The organism is Streptomyces sp. NPDC002742 (assembly GCF_042888885.1).
Lineage (GTDB): Bacteria > Actinomycetota > Actinomycetes > Streptomycetales > Streptomycetaceae > Streptomyces.
Genome location: NZ_JBIAQF010000003.1, coordinates 266,787 through 292,044, shown reverse-complemented (window position 1 = coordinate 292,044; position 25,258 = coordinate 266,787). Strand labels below are relative to the sequence as shown.

The window sequence follows — 25,258 nt, the reverse complement described above, 5'->3', positions numbered from 1 at the left end:
CCGGGACCGGTTCGGACAGGGGTTCGGCGTCACGGCCCGCGAGCCGCTCCCGCCGGCCACGGGTCTCCTCCGGCCCTCGGTGGCGTGTCGTGCGGGGATGTGGGGGACGAGCCGGCAACTGATCGCGGGGACATCCGCCCGTACCCGTGGCTGCCGGTCGGGACCGACATTAGGTGGCCGGAAAGCGGCTGCGAAGTGTACGTTTCATCCATTCGATCCGAACGGGATGGAGGAACCGTCCACCGTGCCGGCCCCCCAGTCGCCTTCCGCCCCGGCCGTACCGCCGACCCCTCCGGTACCGCTGTCGGCGCTGCTCGCCCGCGAGGACCTGGCCCTGCGCCTGATCGCCGGTCCCGCGGAACCCGACACGGTGATCCACTGGGCGCACACCTCGGAGATGGCCGACCCCTACCCGTACCTGCTGGGCGGCGAGCTGCTGCTGTCCGCGGGGGTCCACATCCCCGAGGCGGCCGGCTCGGGCACCTATTTCGACGACTACGTCTCACGCATCGTCGCGGCGGGCGGCGCGGCGCTGGGCTTCGGCCTCGCGCCGGTCCACGACACGGTCCCGCGCGCCCTGGTCGAGGCCTGCGACACCTACGGGCTGCCCCTGCTGGAGGTCCCGCCCCAGACGACGTTCTCCGGGGTCGCCCGCGCGGTGTGGCAGCTCATGGCCCAGGCCCGGCTGGCCGAACTGCGCCGGGTGACCGAGGCCCAGCAGAGCCTGGCCGCCGCCGCGGCCCGCCCCGATCCGGTACCGGCGGTGCTCCGGCAGCTGGCCCAGCGGGTGGGCGGCCGGGCGGTGCTGTACGGCCCGGAGGGCACGGAACTGGCCCACGCAGGGCGACTCCCGCCGTCCGGACCGACGACTCCGGCCGCCCCCTCGGCGGACGGGGCGGACACGGTGCCTCCCGAGGGGACCGAGGAGGCACTCGCCGGGCTCGCCGGTGTCGTGCGGCCCCGCGGGGCTCACGGGCCCGCCCCGTCCTCCGCCACCGACACCGTGGGCGGCGTCCATCTCGCGGCCTACGCCCTCGGCAGCGGCCAGGGCTTCGTCCTGGGTGTCGCCGCGCCGCGCCGCGACCCCGGTGACCACACGATCGCCTCCGTCGCCTCCGTGCTGCTCTCCCTGCTCACCGGGGAGCACCAGAGCGGGAGCGGGGCCGCGCGGTCGGCGGCGCTGGTGCGGCTGCTGCTCGGGGCCGCACCCGAGACGGTGGCGCCGCTTCTCGGCGGCGAACGGTGGGTGGTCGTGCACGCGCGCCCCGCCGGGGACGGCCCCGCCCCGGACGCCGTCTCCGCGTCCGCGCTGGCGGCCGCGCTGGGCTCCGCGCTGGTGGACGTCGGCGGAGACGTCGTCCGCGTCCTCGTCCCCGGGGACCGCGAGACCGTCGCGCAGCCGGGCTGGATCTGCGGGGTCAGCGCCCCCGCGGGCCCGCACGCGTGGGCGGCGGCCGACACCCAGGCGGCCCGCGCGCTGGCCCGCGCCCGCGCCACCCGGGCGCCCCTGGTCCGCCACGGCGACCGTCCCGCGCTCGCCGACCTCGTGCCCCCGGCCGACGCCGAGGCTCACGCCCACGCCCTGCTCGCGCCCGTCGCCGGGACCCCCGCCCTGACCGAGACCCTGCGCACCTGGCTCTCCCTGCACGGCAGTTGGGACCGCACCGCGGTGGCACTCTCCGTCCACCGCAACACCGTCCGCCAACGCATCGCCCGCTGCTCGGCGTTGCTGGCAGCGGACCTCGACGACCCGGACGTACGGATGGAGTTGTGGTTCGCGCTCCGGGACGGTTGAAGGCAGAAGCCCCCCGGAATCAGCACACCCGAGTGACGCACGTCCCAGCGACGGGGACGGCCGCGCCCCCGGCCGGAGGGCACCGGCACAATGGGGGTATGCCGATACCCGGGACTCCCAGCCGCGCCGAACTTGTCGACCATCTCGTGAAGACCCGTATCGCGGGCGATGTCGCCACGCCCCGCGAGAACAACCTCTCCCACTACCGCAAACTGGCGAACGGCGAGCGCAACTGGTGGCTCGGTCTGGAACTCGGCGACCGCTGGAGCGACGAGCAGGACGTGCTCGCGGTGATGGCGGAGCGGGCCGGCGTCAACGACGACCCGGAGTACCGGTACGGCCAGGACACGATCGACCCCGAGCTGACCGTGGACGCGCTCGACCGTCTCGCGGCCCGGCTGCGCAAGGCGGCCGAGGACCGGCAGCGGGTGCTGTTCGCGACCGGCCACCCGGGCGGCCTGCTGGACGTGCACCGCGCGACGGCCGCCGCGCTGCGCGCCGCCGGCTGCGAGATCGTGGTGATCCCGGACGGCCTGCAGACGGACGAGGGGTACGTCATGCAGTTCGCGGACGTGGCGGTCCTGGAGCACGGCGCCACGCTGTGGCACACGCACTCGGGCGAGCCGATGCGCGCGATCCTCAACGGCCTGGAGCGGGCGGGCCGTCCGCTGCCCGACCTGGTCGTGGCCGACCACGGCTGGGCCGGTTTCGCGGGCCAGCGGGGCCTGGACTCCGTCGGATACGCCGACAGCAACGACCCTGCGCTGTTCCTCGCCGAGTCGGAGGGCACCCTCCAGGTCGTGGTCCCGCTCGACGACCACGTCCTCAGCCCGCGCCACTACGACCCGATGACGGCGTATCTGCTCGACGCGGCGGGCCTTGCGTGAACCCGCGCCGGACACCGGCGTCCCGCCCGGGGGACCCGTCCGGCGTGTGCGCGTCCCCGGAGCCGTCACCCGGGGACGGCATCCGGCCGGCATCCGGACGGACGTCCGGACCGGCCGTACGGCGGCTCGCCCCGACCGCGCCTCACGGCCAGGGATTCAGTCCCTCGGACCGCCGCTGGGCGTACCCCGGTGTCGGGTCCAGGTACACCCTGCTCACCGAGGGGAACACCGCCCGGAGCCGGTCCTCGGCCTGTTCGCAGGCCCACTCGATCTCGGCCGCGGTGGACGCGTCCCGGAAGTCGACCTTGGCGGCGATCAGCGCCTCGCGCGGCCCCTGCACGAGCGTGATCAGTTCCAGTACGGCCTCCACGTGCTCCACGGCCAGCAGCTCCGCCCGGATCCGCTCCCGCATCGGCCTGGGCAGCGGCCGTCCGATCAGCAGCTCCGCGTTGGAACGGCCGAGCACCCAGGCGACGTAGAGCAGCAGGAGCCCGATGAGCAGCGAGGCGATGCCGTCCCAGACGCCCGATCCGGTGAGCTGGCCGCCCAGCAGGCCGCCCGCGGCGAACACCAGTCCGACCAGCGCGGCCGAGTCCTCCATGACGACGGCCTTCACGGCGGTGTCGGGCGTGCGCCGGAGGTAGGTCTTGAAGGGGGCGTCGACCCGGGCGGCCTCGCCGCGCGCCTGCCGCAGCCCCGTCCGCAGGGAGAAGCCCTCCAGGAGGAAGGCGACCGCCAGCACGATGTACGAGACGAGCGGGTCGCCGAGCTCCTCCCCCGCGACCAGGGTGTGGATTCCGTCGTAGATCGAGAAGACCGCGCCTCCGACGAAGGTGGCGACGGCGGCGAGCAGCGCCCAGATGTAGCGCTCGGGGCCGTAGCCCAGCGGATGGTCCTCGTCGGCCGGTTTCTCGCTCCGTTTGAGGGCCGTGAGCAGCAGCAGCTCGGTGACGGTGTCGGCGACGGAGTGGGCGGCCTCCGACAGCATCGCGCTGGAGCCGCTGATGACACCGGCGACCGCCTTGGCGAGGGCGATCCCGAGATTGGCGGCGGCCGCGACGATCACCGTGGAGACGCTCTCGCCGCCTCCGTCGCCGCCCTCGCCGCTGTCCTCGCCGCTGTCCTCGTCCTGTGCCGCTGCTTCGGTCATGCCTCAGTCTTACCGAGGAACACGTCCGGACCGGGGAACGCGTCGCTAACGCGGGACGCGGACCACGCCTTCCTGGATCACCGAGATGGCCAGCCGGCCGTCCTGGGTGTAGATCCGGGCCTGGCCGAGGCCCCGGCCGCCGGACGCCGACGGTGACTCCTGGTCGTACAGCAGCCATTCGTCGGCGCGGAACGGGCGGTGGAACCACATCGCGTGGTCGAGCGAGGCGCCGACGACGTCGCCGGTCACCCAGCCGCCGCGCCCGTGCGCGAGCAGGATGGAGTCGAGGAGCGTCATGTCCGAGACGTACGTCGCGAGGACGACGTGCAGCAGCGGGTCGTCCGCGAGCTTGCCGTTGGTGCGGAACCACACCTGGGAGCGCGGCTCGCGGGCCTCGCCGACGGTGGCGTACGGCGGCGCGTCGACATAGCGCAGGTCGACGGACTCACGGGCCTCCAGGATGCGTTCCACGACGTCGGCGTCGGTGAAGACGTCGGCGTACAGCGGAAGCAGTTCGGCGGCCGTGGGCAGCGACTCCGGATCGGGCGCGGGCGGCATCGGGGCCTGGTGCTCCATGCCCTCCTCGTACGTCTGGAAGGACGCGGAGAGGTGGAAGATCGGCTGCCCGTGCTGCACCGCGACCACCCGGCGGGTGGTGAAGGAGCGGCCGTCGCGGATGCGGTCCACGGAGTACACGATGGGTGCGCCGGGGTCGCCGATCCGCAGGAAGTACGCGTGCAGGGAGTGGGCGAGCCGGTGCTCGGGGACCGTGCGCCCGGCGGCGACCAGGGCCTGCGCCGCCACCTGTCCGCCGAAGACCCGGGGGACGACGGCGGACCGGGAACGGCCGCGGAAGATGTCCTCCTCGATCCGCTCGAGGTCGAGCAGATCGAGGAGGGACTGAAGTGCCTCGCTCATAAGGCAGTTGTACCGCGCAGTCTTTTCGCGGACCTTACAGGCCCATGTCCTTGGCGATGATCGTCTTCATGATCTCGCTGGTCCCGCCGTAGATGCGGTTGACGCGGTTGTCCGCGTACAGGCGGGCGATCGGGTACTCGTTCATGAAGCCGTAGCCACCGTGGAGCTGGAGGCAGCGGTCGATGACGCGGTGCGCGACCTCGGTGCAGAACAGCTTGGCGCTGGCGGCCTCGGCCGGGGTCAGCTCACCGGCGTCGAGGGCCTCCAGGGCGCGGTCGGCGACGGCCTCGGCCGCGTCCACCTCGGCCTGGCAGGCGGCCAGCTCGAACTTGGTGTTCTGGAAGGAGGCGACGGTCTTGCCGAAGACGGTCCGCTCCTGGACGTACTCCTTGGCGAACCGGACGGCGGCCTTGGCCTGCGCGTAGGCGCCGAAGGCGATGCCCCAGCGCTCGGAGGCGAGGTTGTGGCCGAGGTAGTAGAAGCCCTTGTTCTCCTCGCCGAGCAGGTCCTCGACGGGCACCTTCACGTCGACGAACGCCAGCTCGGCGGTGTCGGAGGTCTTCAGGCCGAGCTTGTCGAGCTTGCGGCCTATGGAGTAGCCCTCGGACTTGGTGTCCACGGCGAAGAGGGAGATGCCGTGGCGGCGGTCCTCGGCGGTGGGCGCGGAGGTGCGGGCGCAGACGATCACGCGGTCGGCGTGGACGCCACCGGTGATGAAGGTCTTGGAGCCGTTGAGGACGTAGTGCGTGCCGTCCTCGGAGAGCTTGGCGGTGGTCTTCATGCCCGCGAGGTCGGAGCCGGTGCCCGGCTCGGTCATCGCGAGGGCCCACATCTCCTCGGCGCTGACGAACTTCGGCAGGAAGCGCTTCTTCTGCTCGTCGGTGGCGAGCATCTTGATGTAGGGCAGGCCCAGCAGCACGTGCACACCGGAGCCGCCGAACTGGACACCCGCGCGCGAGGTCTCCTCGTACATCACGGCTTCGAACTTGTACGAGTCGATGCCGGCGCCGCCGAACTCCTCGTCCACGCGGATGCCGAAGACGCCGAGCTCGGCGAGCTTGTAGTAGAAGTCGCGCGGCGCCTGGCCGGCGGCGAACCACTCGTCGTAGACCGGGACGACCTCGGCCTCGATGAAGGCGCGCAGGGTCTCCCGGAACGCCTCGTGGTCCTCGTTGAACACAGTACGGCGCACCGCCGCCACCTCCGCCTGGATACCTGGGTCACTTCTAAGCGCTTGCTCAGACACGAGGTTACCCGTCGGTCACGAGCGCCGTCCAGGGGTCGCCCCCCGAGACGCTCGTCACGCCCCGGGGGTCACGGGAGCCCCGGGAGCCACCGCCACCACCCCGGGAGTCGCAGGAGCCACGACAGCCGCCCCGAAGGCGCCCCGAGCCATCCGGTGCAGCAGCTCCGCCGTCCCGGCACGCCCCGGGAGCGCGCCCGGCCGTCCCAGGTGCGGGGTCGAGTTCAGCAGACCGAAGACCGAGTGCACGGCCGAACGGGCCACGGGCTCGGTCAGCTCCGGATACACCTCGCGGACCACGTCCACCCACAGCTCGACGTACTGGCGCTGGAGCTGCCGCACGAGCTTGCGGTCGCTGTCCCGCAGGCGGTCCAGCTCGCGGTCGTGCAGGGTGATCAGGGGGCGGTCGTCGAGCGCGAAGTCGATGTGCCCCTCGATGAGCGAGTCGAGGAGCGTCTCCGCGCCCCCCTCGGCCTCCGCCACCCGGCGCTTGCCGCCCGTGAGCAGCTGCCCGCTGATCCCCACCAGCAGCTCGGCGAGCATCGCGTCCTTGCCGGCGAAGTGCCGGTAGAGACCGGGCCCGCTGATGCCGACCGCCGCTCCTATCTCATCCACTCCCACGCCGTGGAAACCGCGCTCGGCGAAGAGCCGGGCGGCTTCCCTGAGGATCTGCTCACGCCGGGTGGGGGCGTCGGTTCTGGTGGCCATGAAAACAATTCTAGACACGGCGGTTAGCGGTCGTTAACCTGAAGGAGTTGCGTTAACGCTCATTAACTGGTCGATCACCTGGTGAGGGGACCGCAGGATGCAAGAGGCACCGGAGCTGACGAGCGCGGCAGACCCCGCGTCGGAGGCCTGGAGGGCCAACGAGGCGGCACACCGCGCGCTGGGCGAGGAGCTGCGCCAGAAGCTGGCCGCGGCGGCGCTCGGCGGCGGCGAGAAGGCGCGCGCCCGGCACACCGCGCGCGGAAAGCTGCTGCCCCGCGACCGTGTGGACGCCCTGCTCGACCCCGGCTCACCGTTCCTGGAACTGGCGCCGCTCGCCGCCGACGGGATGTACGACGGGGCGGCCCCGGCCGCCGGCGTCATCGCCGGGATCGGCCGGGTCAGCGGGCGCGAGTGCGTCATCGTCGCCAATGACGCCACCGTCAAGGGCGGCACGTACTACCCGATGACGGTGAAGAAGCACCTGCGCGCCCAGGAGGTCGCGCTGGAGAACCGCCTGCCCTGTATCTATCTCGTCGACTCCGGGGGCGCCTTCCTGCCCATGCAGGACGAGGTGTTCCCGGACCGCGACCACTTCGGGCGGATCTTCTACAACCAGGCGCGGATGTCCGGCGCGGGCATCCCGCAGATCGCGGCCGTCCTCGGCTCCTGCACGGCGGGCGGCGCCTACGTCCCGGCGATGAGCGACGAGGCCGTGATCGTGCGCGGCCAGGGCACGATCTTCCTGGGCGGGCCTCCGCTGGTGAAGGCCGCCACCGGCGAGGTCGTCACGGCCGAGGAGCTGGGCGGCGGCGAGGTCCACTCGCGGGTGTCCGGTGTCACCGACCATCTCGCGGAGGACGACGCGCACGCGCTGCGGATCGTCCGGAACATCGCGGCCACCCTGCCCGCGCGCGGGGCGCTCCCCTGGTCCGTCGAACAGTCGGCCGAACCCAAGGTCGACCCGTACGGGCTGTACGGCGCGGTGCCGGTCGACTCCCGCACCCCCTATGACGTGCGCGAGGTCATCGCGCGCGTGGTCGACGGTTCGCGCTTCGCCGAGTTCAAGGCCGAGTTCGGGCAGACCCTGGTCACCGGCTTCGCGCGGATCCACGGCCACCCGGTCGGGATCGTCGCCAACAACGGCATCCTGTTCTCCGAGTCGGCCCAGAAGGGCGCCCACTTCATCGAGCTGTGCGACCAGCGCGGCATCCCGCTGGTGTTCCTGCAGAACATCTCCGGGTTCATGGTGGGGCGCCAGTACGAGGCCGGTGGCATCGCCAAGCACGGCGCCAAGATGGTGACGGCCGTCGCCTGCACCCGCGTGCCGAAGCTGACCGTCGTGATCGGCGGCTCGTACGGGGCGGGCAACTACTCGATGTGCGGCCGGGCCTACTCGCCGCGCTTCCTGTGGATGTGGCCGGGCGCCAAGATCTCCGTGATGGGCGGCGAGCAGGCCGCCTCGGTCCTCGCGACCGTCAAGCGCGACCAGATCGAGGCGCGCGGCGAGTCCTGGCCGGCCTCGGACGAAGAGGACTTCAAGGACCCGATCCGCCGCCAGTACGAGCGGCAGGGCAACGCCTACTACGCGACGGCCCGGCTCTGGGACGACGGCGTGATCGACCCGATGGAGACCCGGCAGGTCCTCGGACTCGCCTTGACCGCCTGTGCCAACGCGCCCCTGGGTGACCCCCAGTTCGGCGTCTTCCGGATGTGAGGGGACCCATGTTCGACACGGTGCTTGTGGCCAACCGGGGTGAGATCGCCGTACGCGTCATCCGAACCCTTCGCGCGCTCGGCGTGCGCTCGGTGGCCGTCTTCTCGGACGCCGACGCGGACGCCCGGCACGTCCGGGAGGCCGACACGGCCGTACGGATCGGACCGGCGCCCGCGTCCGAGAGCTATCTGTCGGTGGAGCGGCTGCTGGAGGCGGCGGCCCGGAGCGGAGCCCAGGCGGTGCACCCGGGCTACGGCTTCCTCGCCGAGAACGCCGCCTTCGCGCGGGCCTGCGCGGAGGCCGGACTCGTCTTCATCGGGCCGTCCCCCGAGGCGATCTCCCTGATGGGCGACAAGATCCGCGCCAAGGAGACCGTGAAGGCGGCCGGGGTCCCGGTCGTCCCCGGCTCCTCGGGCAGCGGTCTGACGGACGCGGAGCTGATCGCGGCCGCCCGCGAGATCGGCGTGCCGGTGCTGCTGAAGCCGAGCGCGGGCGGTGGCGGCAAGGGCATGCGCCTGGTGCGCGACCTCGCGGTCCTGGCCGACGAGATCGCCGCCGCCCGGCGCGAGGCGCGCGCCTCCTTCGGCGACGACACCCTGCTCGTCGAGCGCTGGGTCGACCGGCCCCGGCACATCGAGATCCAGGTCCTGGCGGACGGGCACGGCAACGTCATACACCTCGGCGAGCGCGAGTGCTCCCTACAGCGCCGCCACCAGAAGATCATCGAGGAGGCGCCCAGTGTGCTCCTCGACCCCGCCACACGGGCCGCGATGGGCGAGGCGGCCGTCCAGGCGGCCCGGTCCTGCGGCTACCGGGGCGCGGGCACGGTCGAGTTCATCGTCCCCGGCGGCGACCCGTCCTCGTACTACTTCATGGAGATGAACACCCGCCTCCAGGTGGAGCACCCGGTCACCGAACTCGTCACGGGGCTCGACCTCGTCGAATGGCAGCTCCGGGTCGCCGCCGGCGAGCACCTGCCGTACGAGCAGGCGGACATCACCCTGACCGGGCACGCCGTGGAGGCCCGGATCTGCGCCGAGGACCCGGCGCGCGGCTTCCTCCCCTCCGGGGGCACGGTGCTCTCGCTGCGCGAGCCGCAGGGCGACGGAGTGCGCACCGACTCGGGCCTCTCGCAGGGCACCGAGGTCGGCAGCCTCTACGACCCGATGCTCTCCAAGGTCATCGCGTACGGCCCCGACCGCCCGACGGCGCTGCGCAGGCTCCGGGCCGCGCTCGCCGAGACGGTCACGCTCGGGGTCCAGACGAACGCGGGCTTCCTGCGCCGTCTGCTGGCCCACCCGGACGTGGTGGCGGGCGACCTGGACACCGGTCTGGTCGAGCGGGAGGCGGCCGGGCTGGTCCCGGCGGAGGTGCCCGAGGAGGTGTACGAGGCGGCGGCGGCCGTCCGGCTCGCCGAGCTGGCTCCGCCTGACGAGGGCTGGACCGACCCGTTCTCCGTGCCGAGCGGCTGGCGGCTCGGCGGCACCCCCCGGCCGGTGGGCTTCTCCCTGCGGGTCCTCGACCCCGTGGAGTACACCCCGCGCGGCACCCACACGGTCACCGCCGACCGCGTCGCGGTGACCCTCGACGGGGTGCGCCACACCTTCCACCGCGCCGCCGACTGGATCGGCCGCGACGGCGACGCCTGGCATGTGCGCGATCACGACCCGGTGGCCGCGTCGCTCACCGGCGCCGCGCACGCCGGCGCCGATTCCCTGACCGCCCCCATGCCGGGCACGGTGACCGTCGTGAAGGTCGCCGTCGGCGACGAAGTGATCGCGGGCCAGAGCCTGTTGGTCGTCGAGGCGATGAAGATGGAACACGTCATCTCCGCGCCGCACGCCGGAACGGTCAGCGAGCTGGACGTCACACCGGGCACGACGGTCGCCATGGACCAGGTGCTCGCGGTCATCACCCCCGCGGAGGAGACGGAATGAGCACGGCCGAACTGGGCCTGCCGATGGCCGTACCGGCCCAGGACCTGCCGGCCCGGGTGCGGATCTACGAGGTCGGCGCGCGCGACGGGCTGCAGAACGAGAAGGGGACCGTACCGACCGAGGTGAAGGCGGAGTTCATCCGGCGCCTCGCGGACTCGGGTCTGACCACGATCGAGGCGACCAGCTTCGTGCACCCCAAGTGGGTTCCCCAACTGGCGGACGCGGAGCAGCTGTTCCCCCAGGTCTCCGACCTGCCGGTGGCGCTTCCGGTCCTGGTGCCGAACGAACGCGGCCTGGAGCGGGCGCTGGCGCTCGGCGCCCGGCACGTGGCCGTCTTCGCCAGCGCCACGGAGTCCTTCGCCAAGGCCAATCTCAACCGGACGGTCGACGAGTCGCTCGCGATGTTCGCACCGGTGGTCGCCCGCGCGAAGGCCGCGAACCTCACGGTCCGCGGCTACGTCTCGATGTGCTTCGGCGACCCCTGGGAGGGTCCCGTCCCGGTCCACCAGGTCGTCCGCGTCTGCAAGGCGCTGAGGGACATGGGCTGTGACGAGCTGAGCCTCGGCGACACGATCGGCGTGGCGACGCCGGGCCATGTACAGGCCCTGCTCGCCGAGCTGAACGAGGAGGGCGTGCCCACCAGCGCGCTCGGCGTGCACTTCCACGACACCTACGGCCAGGCGCTCTCCAACACCCTGGCCGCCCTCCAGCACGGCGTCGCCACCGTCGACGCCTCCGCGGGCGGCCTCGGCGGCTGCCCGTACGCGAAGTCCGCGACCGGCAACCTCGCCACGGAAGACCTCGTATGGATGCTCCAGGGCCTCGGTATCGACACCGGGGTCGACCTCGGCCGCCTCACCGCCACGAGCGTGTGGATGGCCGGACAACTGGGCCGACCCAGCCCGTCCCGCACCGTCAAAGCACTCGGTCAAACGACTCAGTCCCACCAGGAGTGATCCGCATGTCCCTGGACCACCGCCTCTCCCCCGAACTCGAGGAACTCCGCCGTACGGTGGAGGCGTTCGCCCACGACGTCGTGGCACCGAAGATCGGCGACTTCTACGAACGGCACGAATTCCCGTACGAGATCGTGCGGGAGATGGGCCGCATGGGCCTGTTCGGGCTGCCGTTCCCCGAGGAGTACGGCGGCATGGGCGGCGACTATCTCGCCCTCGGCATCGCCCTGGAGGAGCTGGCCCGGGTCGACTCCTCCGTGGCCATCACCCTGGAGGCGGGCGTCTCGCTGGGCGCCATGCCGGTCCATCTCTTCGGCACGGAGGAGCAGAAGCGGGAGTGGCTCCCCCGGCTCTGCTCCGGCGAGATCCTCGGCGCCTTCGGCCTCACCGAGCCGGACGGCGGCTCGGACGCGGGCGCGACCCGTACGACGGCCCGGCTCGACCCCGAGACGGACGAGTGGGTCATCAACGGCAGCAAGTGCTTCATCACCAACTCCGGTACGGACATCACGGGCTTGGTGACGGTCACCGCGGTCACCGGACGCAAGCCCGACGGCAAGCCGCTGATCTCGGCCATCATCGTCCCCTCCGGCACCCCGGGCTTCACGGTCGCGGCCCCGTACTCGAAGGTCGGCTGGAACGCCTCCGACACCCGTGAGCTGTCCTTCGCGGACGTGCGCGTCCCGGCGGCCAACCTGCTCGGCGAACAGGGCCGCGGCTACGCGCAGTTCCTGCGCATCCTGGACGAGGGCCGTATCGCCATCGCGGCGCTGGCCACGGGCCTCGCGCAGGGCTGTGTCGACGAGTCGGTCAAGTACGCCAAGGAACGGCACGCGTTCGGCCGCCCGATCGGCGCCAACCAGGCGATCCAGTTCAAGATCGCCGACATGGAGATGAAGGCCCACATGGCCCGTGTCGGCTGGCGCGACGCGGCTTCGCGCCTCGTCGCGGGCGAGCCCTTCAAGAAGGAGGCGGCCATCGCCAAGCTGTACTCCTCGACGATCGCCGTCGACAACGCCCGTGAAGCCACCCAGGTCCACGGCGGCTACGGCTTCATGAACGAGTACCCGGTCGCCCGCATGTGGCGCGACTCCAAGATCCTGGAGATCGGCGAGGGCACGAGCGAGGTGCAGCGGATGCTGATCGCGCGGGAGCTGGGGCTCACGGGCTGAGCGCCGGCCTGCGCCGAGGCCCCCTGAACACCCCGTGGCTCGGGCACGTCCGCGCCGTTCAGGGGGCTGTCCGGCGAGACGTTCATACGGCGACGGGAGCGACCCGACTGCCGGGCGACTGATCGAAAGGCTCGGGACAGGGGCGTATCGACTGCCTGGCGGCAGGGTCCTGGCCGATGCGGGGGAATCACCGGCCAGGACCTGTTCCTCACCTCGCGTGGCGGGCACTCAAGGAGTTCAGGAGGGCGGCTCCGCGTTCGGCGTCGTCGACACTCACGGCGAATTCCCTGCCCCTTGAAGGATGGATGACCAGGCACTCGCCGCCGCGCAGCATCACGGTGGTTCCCAGCCCGCTCAGCCGGTAGCCCCATCCGCCGACCTGGGCGGGCGTGCGATCCTCGACGCGTGCCGACTCGATGTCCTCGGCGGCCCAGCGTCGCGTCGGCCAGCCGAAGGGGCCGAAGGCGACGTCCAGACCTTGCTCGCTGACGCGCGCCCGCACCGAGGAGCAGCCGAGGACCAGCACGGACGCGAGGACGAACGGCGCTGCCGCCAGCAGGAACGAAAGGTCCGCCAGACCCGCGAGCGCCGACACGACGACGGTGATCGCGAGCAGCCCGGTCAGGGCGGCGAGCGCATGGAGCCAGGAGTTCGACGTGCGGGCGAGCCATACGACCCGCTGCCCGGCGGGAATGTCCAGGGTCGGGCCGTCCGCTGCGGGCCGAGGCTCGTCCGGCACCCGGCGCGCGGCCAGCAGACCGGCCGCGCCCGCCGCGACCGCCACAACGAGCGTGACCACGACCCCGCTCGTCACCGATCCCGCCTCATGCCAGTCCGCGCGGTCCAGATTCGCCCGTACGACCGATGCCTGCCCGCCGAGCAGCATCACACCGCCGAAGCCGAGGCCCGCAGCCGCCCACCCCGGTACGCCGCGACCGGCCCCTGCCCGGCGCAGCGTCAGCACGACGACGAACGCCAGCACACCCCAGATCAGCGCGGGGAAAGATGCCGCGGCCCAGAGCGGCATGGAGTCGTCGGGCCTGCCCGAGCCGGCTTCCCAGTGGGTCGCCAATCGGTCCGGGAGCCGGCCGCTCGCGGCCAACGGCAGCGCCACCAAAAGGGCCAGGACGCCGACGCCGTAGCCGACAGCGCCCCACACCGCTCCGCCCTTGCGCCCCTGCTCGGTCACGAGATCCCCCTGATCATGTCGATGAGGTCGTTCCTGCTGTAGCCGAGGTGCGCCGCGTCGGTCACCAGGTCGCGTACGCGGTGCAGTAGAACGGAGCGCTGGTCCGCCCCGTCGACCACCGTCACACCCCGGCCCCGCCGGAACTCCAGCACCCCTTCGTCGCGCAGCGCCCGAAGGCCCCGTAGAACCGTGTTGACGTTCACATCCAGGGCCTGGGAAAGATCCCGGGCCGGGGGAAGACGGTCTCCCGGCCCGCACTCGCCCTCGGCGATGGCGCGCCGGATCGCGCCGGCCACCTGCTCGTGCAGGGGGCGACTGTCCGCGGTGTTCAGCCTCAACAGCATGGTGCTAGTGACGATAGCACCAATCACTTGAAGTAGAGGGCGCTTCGAGGCGAACGATGCGGCGATGCCATCGCACTTCGCACCCTTCACCACCGCGGACACCTGTTCGCGCGAGCACATGCACACCCCTCTGCGGTGCCCCTGTTCCCGCCGTCGCGAGGCAAGACCTTTCCATCCCGCCGCGAAACACCTGACAAAATAGTCAACAATCTCGTCGACAGATCTTGCACCGAGCGTGCCACCGCGCTACGTTCCTTCGCCGTACCGCCCCTGCAAAGCCGGAGTCACGGAAGGAGGCGAGGGAGGGTTTCGTCGAGGGCTGGACGAGGTGACGAGCCGTCAGGCAGCTTCACCGCCAGCCCCCTCGCCCCGCCGGCCCCGGTCGCGAGCCAATCCGCGCGGCCCACCGCGGTGTCCCGCCAGTGTGCCGACCGTTGCGTCCGCACACTCGCCGCACCGCCCCGCACGTTCCGCGCAAGCCGTCGATCGCCCAACGAATGGAGACCGAGCATGGCCACGCTGTCCAGATGGTGTCGGTGGAAGTCAGCCACCTTCATGGCCACCCTCGCAACCGCCCTCCTGCTCGGGACCGGCGTGAGCGTGGCGCTCGCCGCAGGCGCGACCGGCAGCACTTGGGCTTCCGCCGCTAGCACCACCAGCGTCACCACCACCAGCGTCACCAGCACAAGCGGCACCCCCTCCGGCATCGCACCGGCCCTGCCCTGTGCCGGTATCGCGGCACAGGATCTGGCCGCCGCCGTCCCCGGCGTACCCTTCGAGATCACCTCGGCCACGGAACTGGCGGCCTCCGCCAACACGTTCGGCGACTGGGCCGCCTGTGACGTGAAGGGCGTCATCGCCCCTCAGATCCACTTCGAGATCAAGCTGCCCGAGACCGGCTGGCAGGCGAACTACCTCCAGGTCGGCTGCGGAGGTCTCTGCGGCAGCACGAGCGTGAACAACGCTCCCGCGTCCGCCGGTTGCGTCCCGCTGACCAGCGGCGCGTTCGCCGTCGCCTCCAGCGACGAGGGCCACTACCAGGGCGGCGGGCTCTTCTCCACCGACCCGACCCTGCGCGCCGACTTCGGCTACAAGTCCGACCATCTGCTCGCCCGGGCGGCCGAGGCGATCATCAAGGTCTACTACGGGCAGCCAGCCGCCCACACCTACTTCGACGGCTGCTCACAGGGCGGCCACCAGGCGCTGACCGAGGCCCAGCGCTACCCGACCGACTTCGACGGCGTCATCGCCGGCGCCCCGGCCAACAACTTCACCGCGCTGAACACCTTCTCGCACGCCTGGACCGCCCAGTCCGTCTACCTCGACGGCGGCCCGGCCACGATCACCAACGCCGACCTCGCGGATCTGCACAAGGCCGTCCTCAAGGGCTGCGGGGCGCCCGCGGACGGGATCATCGCCGACCCGCTGAGCTGCACCTGGGACCCGGCGGCGATCCGGTGCGCGGCCGGGCAGACCCCGACGTCCGCGGACTACTGCCTGACGGCGGACCAGGTCACGACCCTGCGCCGGATCTACGCGGGCCCGACGGACGAGAACGGCAGGCTGCTGTACCCCGGGTACCAGCTGCGCGGCTCCGAGCTGAACTGGGCCGGGATCATCACACCGGCCACCGCCACGGGCGGCTCCGGCGACATCAGCTTCGTCCGCGAGACGCTCCGGTACCAGATCTTCGACAGCCCGCAGCCCACTCTGACCTACAAGGACGTCAAGTTCACCAAGGCCTACTACACGCAGGTCATGGCGCTGGGCGAGGGCATGTACGACGCGACCGACCCCGACCTCTCGGCCTTCAGGAAGGCGGGCGGCAAGCTGATCCTCTGGCACGGCCTGGGCGACCAGCACATCCCGGCCGTCGGCACGATGGCGTACTACAAGGCCGTACAGAAGGCGACGGGCGGCGCCGAGGCGACCAGCGCCTTCGCCCGGCTGTTCCTGCTCCCCGGTGTCGCGCACTGCGGCGGAGGCCAGGGCCCGAACACCTTCGACGCGCTGACCGCCGTCACCGACTGGGTCACCAAGGGCGAGGCCCCGAGCAGCCTGACGACCAAGTCCGTGGACGGCGGCGGGAACACCACCGCCACCCGCCCGGTCTACCCGTTCCCGTACGTCGCGACGAACACGACAGGCGGCCCGGCCGACGACGCGAGCAGCTACACACCCGTCAGGTCCGGAGCCGAGGCGGATCTGAAGCTGAACTGGCTCGGTTCCTTCCGCTCCGGCTACGAGACAGTCGGCAACTGGGTCAAGGGCCGCTGGGTGGTCACCAGGGGCAAGGCCTGACCGTCCGTCACCCTGCCGAACCGGGCAGGCCCAGCGGATGAGTTGACACGTCGCGGCTCCCGGTCCGACCGGGAGCCGCGACACCGTCGCGCCGGCCGCACGCACAGGCGGGTCACAGGCTCCCTCCGCACGCGCCCCACCCCCTGGACACTTGGTGAGGTTAGGCTAACCTACCTTCGAAACCTGTCCGGCGGGCGCCTCCCCGCCCCGTGCCGAAAGCAGTCACACTCATGCCCAACGCCCGTGCCACCCACCTCACCCGTCGCGGCATCCTCGCCGCGGGCGGCGCCCTCGGCCTCGGTGCCGTCCTCGCGGCCTGCGGCGACGACAACGCCTCGAAAAACGGTGGCTCGGACTCGACGAAGGCCGCCGAGAAGTCCGGCCCGTGGACGTTCAAGGACGACCGCGGCACGACCGTGAAGCTGGGCAAGGCCCCGGCGAACATCGTCGCCTTCACCGGTGTCGCCGCCGCCCTGTTCGACTACGGCATCGAGGTCAAGGGCGTCTTCGGCCCGACGAAGACCAAGGACGGCAAGGCCGACGTCCAGGCCGGCGACATGGACATCAGCAAGCTGACGGTCCTCGGCAACACCTGGGGCCAGTTCAGCATCGAGAAGTACGCGGCCCTCGCCCCCGACGTGCTGATCTCCACGATGTTCGACAGCACGGGCTCCCTCTGGTACGTCCCCGAGGAGTCCAAGGACAAGATCCTCAAGCTCGCCCCGAGCGTCGGCATCTCCGTCTACGACCGTCAGATGCCCGCGTCACTGGAGCGCATGCTCGCGCTCGCCGAGTCGCTGGGCGCCGACGTGAAGTCCGCCAAGACCGTCGAGGCGAAGAAGAAGTTCGAGACGGCCGCCGAGCGGCTGCGCGCGGCCGCGAAGGCGCGCCCCGAGATCAAGGTCCTCGCCGGTTCCGCCTCCGACACGATCTTCTACGTCTCCGGCTCCAACCTCTCCATCGACCTGGAGTACTTCAAGGCGCTCGGTGTGAACATCGTCGAGCCCCCCGCCAAGGCCCTGAAGGCCAGCGGCGGCTGGTTCGAGAACCTGAGCTGGGAGAACGTCGACAAGTACCCGGCCGACATCATCATCATGGACGACCGCAGCGCGACCATCCAGCCGGCCGACATCACCGAGGCCACCTGGAAGAAGCTGCCCGCCGTCAAGGCCGGCCAGGTCATCGCCCGCTCCCCCGAGCCGATCGTGTCGTACGACAAGTGCACCCCGCTGCTCGACAACCTCGCCGAGGCGATCGAGAACGCGAAGAAGGTCGCCTGACACCCCCTCCGTGACCACCTGACGATGACTCAGGAGCACTCATGACGACGGCCGTAGCCGCCCCGTTCCGTTTCTTCTCCCTCCAGGTCGTACGGACGCGGCGGCTCGGTCCGTCTCTGCTCCGGGTGACCTTCGCGGGACCCGATCTGCAGGCGTTCCACTCCCATGGGCGCGACCAGTCCCTGTCCCTGTTCCTGCCGCACCCCGGCCAGAGCGAGCCGGCCGTGCCGATCGAACTCGGCGACAACTGGTGGCAGGGCTGGCGTGAACTGCCCGACGAAGTAAGGGCGGTGATGCGCTCGTACACCCTGCGCGCACTGCGCCGCGGCCCCGACGAGATCGACATCGACTTCGCGCTGCACGGCCTGGAGCCGGGTGCGGCCGCCCCGGCGGGGCCCGCCTCGCGCTGGGCGGCCGGCGCACGGGCGGGCGACCGTGTCGTGCTGCTCGGTCCGGCCGTCGAGGACAACCGGGCCATCCGCTTCCGGCCGCCCGCCGACACCGACCTCGTCGTCCTGTGGGGCGACGAGACGGCCGTTCCCGCCGCTTCCGCCATCCTCGAATCACTGCCGGCGGGGATGCGCGTCCGCGCCTGGCTGGAGGTCCACCACGCCGCCGACATCCAGGATCTGGTGACCACGGCCGACGCCGAGATCACCTGGCTCGTACGGGACGGACAATCCGACGCGAGTTCCCTGGGCTCCCCGGGCTCCTTCATGGCCCTCGACGCCCTGCGAGCCGATCGACTCCCGTCGGCCCAGGCCCCGTACGCCTGGATCGCGGGCGAGTCCGGCCGAGTGAAGGAGCTGCGCCGCCATCTCGTGGACGAGCGCGGCATCGACCGCAGACGGGTCACCTTCGTGGGCTACTGGCGACAGGGGCTGAGCGAGGAGCAACTGCGCGAGCGGGGCGAGTAGTTCGCAGGCACCCGGCAACGCCCGCCGGAGATCCGGACCGAGGCGCGCGTCACGAAAGACCCAGGTGGGGCGGGGTCGCACGATCGACTTAGGTTAGGCTAACCTAATCCGAACGTCGCGACTCCGCCCTTTCTCCTGTCCCGCTCGGACTCTCCCCCCGCACGGAGGACCCCCACATGCGCTCGCACCTGCTCAACGACACCACCGCGGACCGGTACCGCCGATCCGTGACCGAAGGCGTCGAGCGGGTGGCGGCCAGACTCGCCACCACCGACCGCCCGTTCACGGGTGTCACGGTCGACGAACTCGCTCCCCGCATCGAACGGATCGACCTCGACAAGCCGCTGCACGACACCACGGCCGTCCTCGACGAGCTGGAAGAGATCTACCTCCAGGACGCGATCTACTTCCACCACCCCCGCTACCTCGCCCACCTCAACTGCCCGGTCGTCATACCGGCCGTGCTCGGCGAGGCCGTCCTGTCCGCCGTCAACTCCTCGCTGGACACCTGGGACCAGTCGGCCGGCGGCACTCTCATCGAGCGCAGGCTCATCGACTGGACCAACGATCGGATCGGCCTCGGCCCTGCCGCCGACGGGGTGTTCACCAGCGGCGGCAGCCAGTCCAACCTCCAGGCCCTGCTGCTTGCCCGCGAGGAGGCCAAGCCCGGCCGGGCGGACCGGCAGGGCGAGGGAACGGGGGCCGACCTCGGCAGACTGCGGGTCTTCGCCTCCGAGGCAAGCCACTTCAGCGTGAAGAAGTCGGCCAAACTCCTCGGACTCGGCGCCGACGCCGTCGTATCGATCCCCGTCGACCACGACAAGCGCATGCAGACCGTCGCCCTGGCCCGCGAGCTGGAACGCTGCCGGCAGGACGGTCTCGTCCCCATGGCCGTCGTCGCCACCGCGGGCACCACCGACTTCGGCTCCATCGACCCGCTGCCCGAGATCGCGGAGCTGTGCTCCCAGTTCGGCGCCTGGATGCACGTGGACGCCGCCTACGGCTGCGGACTGCTCACCTCGCTGAAGAACCGGGACCGCGTCGACGGCATCGAACGGGCCGACTCCGTCACCGTCGACTACCACAAGTCCTTCTTCCAGCCCGTGAGTTCCTCGGCCGTGCTGGTCCGGGACGCCTCGACGCTGCGCCATGCCACCTACCACGCGGAGTACCTCAACCCGCGCCGCATGGTCCAGGAACGCATCCCCAACCAGGTCGACAAGTCCCTCCAGACCACCCGCCGTTTCGACGCGCTGAAGCTTTGGATGACGCTGCGCGTGATGGGCGCCGACGGCATCGGCGAACTCTTCGACGAGGTCTGCGACCTGGCCGCGGAGGGCTGGAAGCTGCTCGCCGCCGACCCGCGCTTCGACGTCGTCGTGCGGCCCTCGCTGTCCACCCTCGTCTTCCGGTACATCCCGGCCGCGGTCACCGACCCGGCCGGGATCGACCGCGCCAACCTGTTCGCCCGCAAGGCCCTGTTCGCCTCCGGTGACGCCGTCGTCGCGGGCACCAAGGTCGGCGGACGCCACTACCTGAAGTTCACGTTGCTCAACCCCGAGACCACAACGGACGACATCGCCGCCGTCCTCGACCTGATCGCCGGCCACGCCGAGCAGTACCTGGGAGAGTCCCTTGACCGCGCTTGCTGAATCCACGGACACGACCTACGACTTCGTGGGCATCGGGCTCGGGCCCTTCAATCTCGGCCTCGCCTGTCTGGCCGAGCCGATCGCCGAACTCAGCGGCGTCTTCCTGGAGTCGAAGCCCCACTTCGAGTGGCACTCCGGCATGTTCCTGGAGGGCGCGCACCTCCAGACCCCGTTCATGTCCGACCTGGTCACCCTCGCCGACCCGACCTCCCCGTACTCCTTCCTCAACTACCTGAAGGAATCGGGCCGTCTGTACGCGTTCTACATCCGCGAGAACTTCTACCCGCTGCGGGTCGAGTACGACGACTACTGCCGCTGGGCCGCGTCGAAGCTGAGCAGCGTCCGCTTCTCCACGACGGTCGCGGAGGTGACGTACGAGGACGAGGTGTACGTCGTGAGGACCGAGGCCGGTGAGGTGTTCCGGGCCCGGCACCTGGTCCTCGGCACGGGCACCTCGCCCCACGTCCCTGACGCCTGCGCCGACCTCGGCGGCGACTTCATCCACAACTCCCGCTACATGCAGCACAAGCGGGAACTGCAGGCGAAGGACTCGATCACCCTGGTCGGCAGCGGCCAGTCCGCCGCCGAGATCTTCCACGACCTGCTGAGCGAGATCGACGTCCACGGCTACCGGCTGAACTGGGTGACCCGATCGCCGCGCTTCTTCCCCCTCGAATACACCAAGCTGACCCTGGAGATGACCTCCCCGGAGTACATCGACTACTTCCACGCGCTGCCCGAGGCGACCCGCTACCGCCTCCGGTCGGAACAGAAGGGCCTGTTCAAGGGCATCGACGGCGACCTGATCGACGCGATCTTCGACCTGCTCTACCAGAAGAACCTCGGCGGCCCGGTCCCCGCGCGCCTCCTCACCAACTCCTCGCTCGAAACGGCGCGTTACGACGAGGGCACGTACACCCTCGGCCTCCGTCAGCAGGAACAGGGCAAGGACTACGAGCTGCGCTCGGCCGGCCTGGTCCTGGCCACGGGCTACCGGTACGCCGAGCCCGCGTTCCTCGCACCGGTCCGCGACCGGCTCCGCTACGACACGCACGGCAACTTCGACGTGGCCCGCAACTACGCCATCGACACCACGGGAAGCGGGATCTTCCTGCAGAACGCGGGCGTCCACACCCACTCGATCACCTCACCGGACCTCGGCATGGGCCCGTACCGCAACGCGTCCATCATCCGTGAGCTGCTCGGCACCGAGTACTACCCGGTCGAGAAGACCATCGCGTTCCAGGAGTTCGCCGTTTGACATTTCCCCGTCCCGTGGGACGGGGACTCCCGCAGCTCGCGCCATGGGCTTTCCTGCTTCGTCGCCGAATGCCCGCCCGGAGGAATTCCGTTGAGGTCTTACACCGGCTCCACAGGCCGACACCGCCTGCCCGGCGGCCAGAATATTCTGCGCGGCATTGTGGTCCCGGTCATGACGGATACCACACCCGTCGCAGCTCCACTCGCGGACATCCAAAGCCACCGGACCGCGTACGAGACCACAGGCCGAGCACGTTCTGCTGGACGGAAAGAAGCGATCCACGACGACAAGTTCCCGCCCATACCAAGCACACTTATATTCAAGCATGCCACGCAAATCCGCCCACGATGCATCGGCAATGGATCGGGCCAGCGCTCGGTTACCCATCAGATTCCGTACAGGCAGGTCCTCGATCACGACCAGTTGGTTCTCCTGGACGAGTCGAGTCGAAAGTTTGTGGAGGAAGTCGCGTCTCCGGTCAGCGATTCGCGCATGAATCAAGGCCACCTTCCGGCGGGCCTTGGCCTGGTTCCTGGATTCCTTCTCCTTGCGAGCCAGCTCTCGCTGCGCCCGCGCCAGGCGACCGGAGTCACTCCTCCCGAACTTGGGATGGGTCACCTTTTCGCCGGTGGACAAGGCCACGAGGCTGTGGAGTCCCACGTCGATCCCCACAGCCGCATCGGTGATCCGGTTTCGCAGGGGCTGGTCCTCGACCAGGACACAGACGAACCAGCGTCCAGCCGCGTCACGCGACACTGTCACGGTGGTCGGCTGGGCATCCAGGGGCAACGGACGCGACCAGCGAATGTCCAGCGACGCTCCCATTTTCGCAAGGGTCAGCTCGCCGTTGCGCCATCTGAAGGCGGAACGCGTGTACTCCGCCGACGTTCGGGAGCGCTTCCTGGACTTGAAACGCGGGTGGCCGGAACGCTTGGCGAAGAAACTCTCGAAGGCCGACTGCAAGTGGCGCAGAGCCTGCTGGAGCGGAACCGAGGACACGTCGCAAAGGTAGGAGAACTCGCCGCGCTTCTTCCATTCGGTCAGCATCGCGGAAGTCTCCGGATATCTGACCTGGCGATGCTCCTCGACCCAAGCACGACTGCGCGCCTCCAGCGCCATGTTGTAGACCTTGCGCACACATCCGAAGGTCTGCTCCAACTGCTCCGCCTGGTCCGGCGTCGGATAGAAGCGGTACTTGAACGCTCGCTTGACTCGTTGTTCCCCCACATCTCGAAAGCTAGCCTCCAGCTGAAATCCACGACGCAGCTTTCCTCAATCTGAAACCCGAACTGATGAACGCGCACGCCCTCCCCTCCACAGTAGAGAACATGCGCTCAAGGAGTTTCCAATGAGCACCGCAGCCGAGCTCGGCACGTTCACCGTCCGCCCCCTCGACCCCGTCGAGGACGCGCCGGTGCTGCACCGGTGGGTGACCCACCCCAAGGCCGCCTTCTGGATGATGCAGGAGGCGAGACTGCACGACGTGGAACGCGAGTACATGGCCATCGCGGCCAGTGACCACCACGACGCCTTCCTCGGTCTCCTGGACGGCGAGCCCGTCTTCCTGATGGAGCGCTACGACCCCCGGTACGTCGAACTCGTCGGCCTGTACGAGCCGGAGCCGGGCGATGTCGGCATGCACTTCCTGGTCGCCCCGAGCGACACCCCCGTGCACGGCTTCACCCGGGCCGTGATCACCACGGTGATGGAGCACCTCTTCGCCGACCCGGCGACCGAGCGCGTCGTCGTCGAGCCCGATGTGAACAACAAGGCCGTGCACGCCCTCAACGAGGCCGTCGGCTTCGTGCCCGTAGAAGAGATCCAGAAGCCCGAGAAGAAGGCGCTGCTGAGCTTCTGCACCCGGGAGCAGTTCACGAAGGCGGTGGCCGCGTGACCCCCGCCGAGAGTGTCGCCCACCTGTCCCCCGAGCGCTGGGCCCTCGCCAACCGCCTCCTCGTCCGCAAGGCGCTCGCCGAGTTCGCCCACGAGCGGCTGATCACCCCGCGGAGCCTGCCGGACGGCCGCTACGAGGTCCGCGGCGACGACGGGCTGACGAGCTACCGGTTCACCGCCGTGCTGCGTTCCCTCGACCACTGGCAGGTGGCCGCCGAGTCGATCACGCGGCACCGTGACGGCGGTGAACTCCCGCTGTCCGCGCTGGACTTCTTCATCGAGCTGAAGGAGTCGCTGGGGCTGAGCGACGAGGTCCTGCCGGTCTATCTGGAGGAGATCTCCTCCACCCTGTCGGGCACCTGTTTCAAACTCACCAAGCCGCGGATCCCGGTCCGCGAGCTGGCCGGCGCCGGTTTCCAGGCCATCGAGACCGGCATGACCGAGGGGCACCCCTGCTTCGTCGCCAACAACGGACGGCTGGGCTTCGGTGTGCACGACTACCTCGCCTACGCTCCCGAGACCGCGAGCCCGGTCCGGCTGGTGTGGCTGGCGGCGCACCGCTCGCGGGCCGCGTTCACGGCGGGGGTCGGCATCGAGTACGAGTCCTTCGTGCGCGACGAGCTGGGTGCGAAGACGGTCGAGCGCTTCGCCCGGACGCTGACCGGCCAGGGTCTCGACCCCGAGGACTACCTCCTCATACCCGTCCACCCCTGGCAGTGGCACAACAAGCTGTCCGTGACGTTCGCCGCCGAGGTCGCCGAGCGGCGCCTGGTCTGCCTCGGCGAGGGCGACGACGAGTACCTGGCCCAGCAGTCCATCCGGACGTTCTTCAACACGACCAGCCCCGAGAAGCACTATGTGAAGACGGCGCTGAGCGTGCTGAACATGGGCTTCATGCGGGGCCTGTCCGCCGCCTACATGGAGGCGACCCCGGCCATCAACGACTGGCTGGCCCGGCTCGTCGAGAACGACCCGGTGCTGAAGTCCACCGGCCTGTCGGTCATCCGCGAGCGCGCGGCCGTCGGCTACCGGCACCTGGAGTTCGAGGCGGCCACCGACCGCTACTCCCCGTACCGCAAGATGCTCGCCGCGCTGTGGCGGGAGAGTCCGGTCCCCTCGCTCCAGGAGGGCGAGAGCCTCGCGACGATGGCGTCCCTCGTCCATGTCGACCACGAGGGCCACTCGTTCGCGGGCGCGCTGATCGAGCGGTCGGGCCTGACGCCGGTGGAGTGGCTGCGCCGCTACCTGCGCGCCTACCTCACCCCGCTCCTGCACAGCTTCTACGCCTACGACCTGGTCTACATGCCGCACGGCGAGAACGTCATCCTGGTCCTGAAGGACGGCGCGGTGCGGCGGGCGGTCTACAAGGACATCGCCGAGGAGATCGCGGTCATGGACCCGCAGGCGGTGCTGCCGCCCGCGGTCGAACGGATCCGGGTCGAAGTCCCCGAGGACACCAAGTTGCTGTCGATCTTCACGGACGTCTTCGACTGCTTCTTCCGCTTCCTGGCCGCCCAGTTGGCGGACGAGGGCGTTCTCGGCGAGGACGACTTCTGGCGGACGGTCGCCGAGTCGGTGCGCGCGTACCAGGAGTCGACGCCCGAACTCGACGACAAGTTCCGGCAGTTCGACCTGTTCGCGCCCGAGTTCGCGCTGTCCTGCCTCAACCGGCTCCAGCTGCGCGACAACCGGCAGATGGTCGACCTGGCGGACCCGTCGGGCGCACTGCAACTGGTCGGCACCCTGAAGAACCCGATCGCCGGGTTCTGAGCACCGGGCTCCTGGTGCGTTCCAGGAGCCCCTGAGACGGGCGGGGGGCCCCCCCCCCGGCCCCCCGGGGGCCCCCCCCCCCGGGCCCCGAGTGAGCGGGGCCGGGGACCGGGGGCGCGCGGGGTTGTGCCCTAACCCCGGGGGGCCCCCCCCGGCCCCCGGCGGGGCGGC

General features: G+C 70.6%; 20 protein-coding genes. 13 read left to right on the top strand and 7 right to left on the bottom strand.

Annotated elements, in window-relative coordinates:
- Positions 1-226 precede the first annotated feature (226 nt).
- Positions 227-1,795: a PucR family transcriptional regulator gene (locus ACFYW8_RS06625; RefSeq protein WP_389068618.1), complete on the top strand. Its 1,569-nt coding sequence runs from the start codon at positions 227-229 to the stop codon at positions 1,793-1,795.
- 98 nt (positions 1,796-1,893) lie between these two features.
- On the top strand, positions 1,894-2,682 hold the full coding sequence (locus ACFYW8_RS06620) for a phosphatase (protein WP_365870079.1): 789 nt from the start codon (positions 1,894-1,896) through the stop codon (positions 2,680-2,682).
- A 142-nt stretch (positions 2,683-2,824) separates the two neighbouring features.
- Here ACFYW8_RS06620 and ACFYW8_RS06615 read toward each other — a convergent pair whose 3' ends face one another.
- The 4 genes from ACFYW8_RS06615 to ACFYW8_RS06600 form a co-directional block, all read right to left on the bottom strand.
- Complete coding sequence (locus ACFYW8_RS06615) at positions 2,825-3,832, bottom strand: cation diffusion facilitator family transporter (RefSeq protein WP_389068617.1); 1,008 nt, start codon at positions 3,830-3,832, stop codon at positions 2,825-2,827.
- Between the two features lie 45 nt (positions 3,833-3,877).
- Complete coding sequence (gene tesB / locus ACFYW8_RS06610) at positions 3,878-4,750, bottom strand: acyl-CoA thioesterase II (protein WP_389068616.1); 873 nt, start codon at positions 4,748-4,750, stop codon at positions 3,878-3,880.
- Positions 4,751-4,784: 34 nt separating this feature from the next.
- Positions 4,785-5,942, bottom strand: a complete 1,158-nt coding sequence (locus ACFYW8_RS06605; protein WP_365870082.1) for an acyl-CoA dehydrogenase family protein — start codon at positions 5,940-5,942, stop codon at positions 4,785-4,787.
- A gap of 108 nt (positions 5,943-6,050) precedes the next feature.
- Positions 6,051-6,701, bottom strand: a complete 651-nt coding sequence (locus tag ACFYW8_RS06600; protein ID WP_389068615.1) for a TetR/AcrR family transcriptional regulator — start codon at positions 6,699-6,701, stop codon at positions 6,051-6,053.
- A 97-nt stretch (positions 6,702-6,798) separates the two neighbouring features.
- Between ACFYW8_RS06600 and ACFYW8_RS06595 the strand changes: the two genes are divergently transcribed.
- The 4 genes from ACFYW8_RS06595 to ACFYW8_RS06580 are packed head-to-tail and all read left to right on the top strand — an operon-like array spanning position 6,799 to position 12,480.
- Positions 6,799-8,415 (top strand): carboxyl transferase domain-containing protein, encoded by a 1,617-nt coding sequence (locus ACFYW8_RS06595; protein WP_389068614.1) that lies wholly within the window; start codon positions 6,799-6,801, stop codon positions 8,413-8,415.
- A gap of 8 nt (positions 8,416-8,423) precedes the next feature.
- Positions 8,424-10,352: an acetyl/propionyl/methylcrotonyl-CoA carboxylase subunit alpha gene (locus tag ACFYW8_RS06590; RefSeq protein ID WP_389068613.1), complete on the top strand. Its 1,929-nt coding sequence runs from the start codon at positions 8,424-8,426 to the stop codon at positions 10,350-10,352.
- Positions 10,349-11,308 carry a hydroxymethylglutaryl-CoA lyase gene (locus tag ACFYW8_RS06585; protein ID WP_389068612.1) on the top strand — a complete coding sequence of 320 codons (960 nt, stop codon included), beginning with the start codon at positions 10,349-10,351 and terminating at the stop codon, positions 11,306-11,308. Before ACFYW8_RS06590 ends, ACFYW8_RS06585 begins: the two co-directional genes overlap by 4 nt.
- A gap of 11 nt (positions 11,309-11,319) precedes the next feature.
- Positions 11,320-12,480, top strand: a complete 1,161-nt coding sequence (locus tag ACFYW8_RS06580) for an acyl-CoA dehydrogenase family protein (protein ID WP_365870295.1) — start codon at positions 11,320-11,322, stop codon at positions 12,478-12,480.
- A gap of 208 nt (positions 12,481-12,688) precedes the next feature.
- On the opposite strand, the gene ACFYW8_RS06575 is transcribed toward ACFYW8_RS06580, so the two are convergent.
- Positions 12,689-13,669 carry a DUF1648 domain-containing protein gene (locus ACFYW8_RS06575; protein WP_389068611.1) on the bottom strand — a complete coding sequence of 327 codons (981 nt, stop codon included), beginning with the start codon at positions 13,667-13,669 and terminating at the stop codon, positions 12,689-12,691.
- Positions 13,666-14,013 carry a GntR family transcriptional regulator gene (locus ACFYW8_RS06570; protein ID WP_389068610.1) on the bottom strand — a complete coding sequence of 116 codons (348 nt, stop codon included), beginning with the start codon at positions 14,011-14,013 and terminating at the stop codon, positions 13,666-13,668. Before ACFYW8_RS06570 ends, ACFYW8_RS06575 begins: the two co-directional genes overlap by 4 nt.
- Positions 14,014-14,568: 555 nt before the next feature.
- Here ACFYW8_RS06570 and ACFYW8_RS06565 point away from each other — a divergent pair.
- The 5 genes from ACFYW8_RS06565 to ACFYW8_RS06545 all read left to right on the top strand — a co-directional run bounded on the left by ACFYW8_RS06565 (position 14,569) and on the right by ACFYW8_RS06545 (position 21,424).
- The gene (locus ACFYW8_RS06565) at positions 14,569-16,314 is read left to right on the top strand and encodes a tannase/feruloyl esterase family alpha/beta hydrolase (RefSeq protein WP_389068609.1); all 1,746 of its coding nucleotides are present in this window, start codon (positions 14,569-14,571) and stop codon (positions 16,312-16,314) included.
- Positions 16,315-16,544: 230 nt separating this feature from the next.
- The gene (locus tag ACFYW8_RS06560) at positions 16,545-17,594 is read left to right on the top strand and encodes an ABC transporter substrate-binding protein (protein WP_389068608.1); all 1,050 of its coding nucleotides are present in this window, start codon (positions 16,545-16,547) and stop codon (positions 17,592-17,594) included.
- Between the two features lie 41 nt (positions 17,595-17,635).
- A complete protein-coding gene (locus tag ACFYW8_RS06555; RefSeq protein WP_389068607.1) occupies positions 17,636-18,511 on the top strand; it encodes a siderophore-interacting protein in 876 nt (291 codons plus the stop codon).
- Between the two features lie 176 nt (positions 18,512-18,687).
- Positions 18,688-20,163, top strand: coding sequence for a lysine decarboxylase DesA (desA, locus tag ACFYW8_RS06550; protein WP_389068606.1), 1,476 nt, complete (start codon positions 18,688-18,690; stop codon positions 20,161-20,163).
- Positions 20,147-21,424 (top strand): lysine N(6)-hydroxylase/L-ornithine N(5)-oxygenase family protein, encoded by a 1,278-nt coding sequence (locus ACFYW8_RS06545; RefSeq protein WP_389068605.1) that lies wholly within the window; start codon positions 20,147-20,149, stop codon positions 21,422-21,424. The genes desA and ACFYW8_RS06545 overlap by 17 nt, the downstream gene beginning before the upstream one ends.
- Here the strand turns inward: ACFYW8_RS06545 and ACFYW8_RS06540 are convergent.
- Positions 21,311-22,651 carry an RNA-guided endonuclease InsQ/TnpB family protein gene (locus ACFYW8_RS06540; protein WP_389068604.1) on the bottom strand — a complete coding sequence of 447 codons (1,341 nt, stop codon included), beginning with the start codon at positions 22,649-22,651 and terminating at the stop codon, positions 21,311-21,313. The genes ACFYW8_RS06545 and ACFYW8_RS06540 overlap by 114 nt on opposite strands.
- Positions 22,652-22,772: 121 nt before the next feature.
- Here ACFYW8_RS06540 and ACFYW8_RS06535 point away from each other — a divergent pair, with 121 nt between their 5' ends.
- Positions 22,773-23,318: a GNAT family N-acetyltransferase gene (locus ACFYW8_RS06535; protein WP_389068603.1), complete on the top strand. Its 546-nt coding sequence runs from the start codon at positions 22,773-22,775 to the stop codon at positions 23,316-23,318.
- Positions 23,315-25,087, top strand: coding sequence for an IucA/IucC family protein (locus tag ACFYW8_RS06530; protein WP_389068602.1), 1,773 nt, complete (start codon positions 23,315-23,317; stop codon positions 25,085-25,087). The genes ACFYW8_RS06535 and ACFYW8_RS06530 overlap by 4 nt, the downstream gene beginning before the upstream one ends.
- Positions 25,088-25,258 lie beyond the last annotated feature (171 nt).

Excerpts from the sequence above, each read along its gene's own strand:
- ACFYW8_RS06625 (WP_389068618.1), top strand. The coding sequence starts at position 227 with ATGGAGGAACCGTCCACCGTGCCGGCCCCCCAGTCGCCTTCCGCCCCG.
- ACFYW8_RS06620 (WP_365870079.1), top strand. The coding sequence starts at position 1,894 with ATGCCGATACCCGGGACTCCCAGCCGCGCCGAACTTGTCGACCATCTC.
- ACFYW8_RS06615 (WP_389068617.1), bottom strand. The coding sequence starts at position 3,832 with ATGACCGAAGCAGCGGCACAGGACGAGGACAGCGGCGAGGACAGCGGC.
- tesB (WP_389068616.1), bottom strand. The coding sequence starts at position 4,750 with ATGAGCGAGGCACTTCAGTCCCTCCTCGATCTGCTCGACCTCGAGCGG.
- ACFYW8_RS06600 (WP_389068615.1), bottom strand. The coding sequence starts at position 6,701 with ATGGCCACCAGAACCGACGCCCCCACCCGGCGTGAGCAGATCCTCAGG.
- ACFYW8_RS06595 (WP_389068614.1), top strand. The coding sequence starts at position 6,799 with ATGCAAGAGGCACCGGAGCTGACGAGCGCGGCAGACCCCGCGTCGGAG.
- ACFYW8_RS06590 (WP_389068613.1), top strand. The coding sequence starts at position 8,424 with ATGTTCGACACGGTGCTTGTGGCCAACCGGGGTGAGATCGCCGTACGC.
- ACFYW8_RS06585 (WP_389068612.1), top strand. The coding sequence starts at position 10,349 with ATGAGCACGGCCGAACTGGGCCTGCCGATGGCCGTACCGGCCCAGGAC.
- ACFYW8_RS06570 (WP_389068610.1), bottom strand. The coding sequence starts at position 14,013 with ATGCTGTTGAGGCTGAACACCGCGGACAGTCGCCCCCTGCACGAGCAG.
- ACFYW8_RS06565 (WP_389068609.1), top strand. The coding sequence starts at position 14,569 with ATGGCCACCCTCGCAACCGCCCTCCTGCTCGGGACCGGCGTGAGCGTG.
- ACFYW8_RS06560 (WP_389068608.1), top strand. The coding sequence starts at position 16,545 with ATGCCCAACGCCCGTGCCACCCACCTCACCCGTCGCGGCATCCTCGCC.
- ACFYW8_RS06555 (WP_389068607.1), top strand. The coding sequence starts at position 17,636 with ATGACGACGGCCGTAGCCGCCCCGTTCCGTTTCTTCTCCCTCCAGGTC.
- desA (WP_389068606.1), top strand. The coding sequence starts at position 18,688 with ATGCGCTCGCACCTGCTCAACGACACCACCGCGGACCGGTACCGCCGA.
- ACFYW8_RS06535 (WP_389068603.1), top strand. The coding sequence starts at position 22,773 with ATGAGCACCGCAGCCGAGCTCGGCACGTTCACCGTCCGCCCCCTCGAC.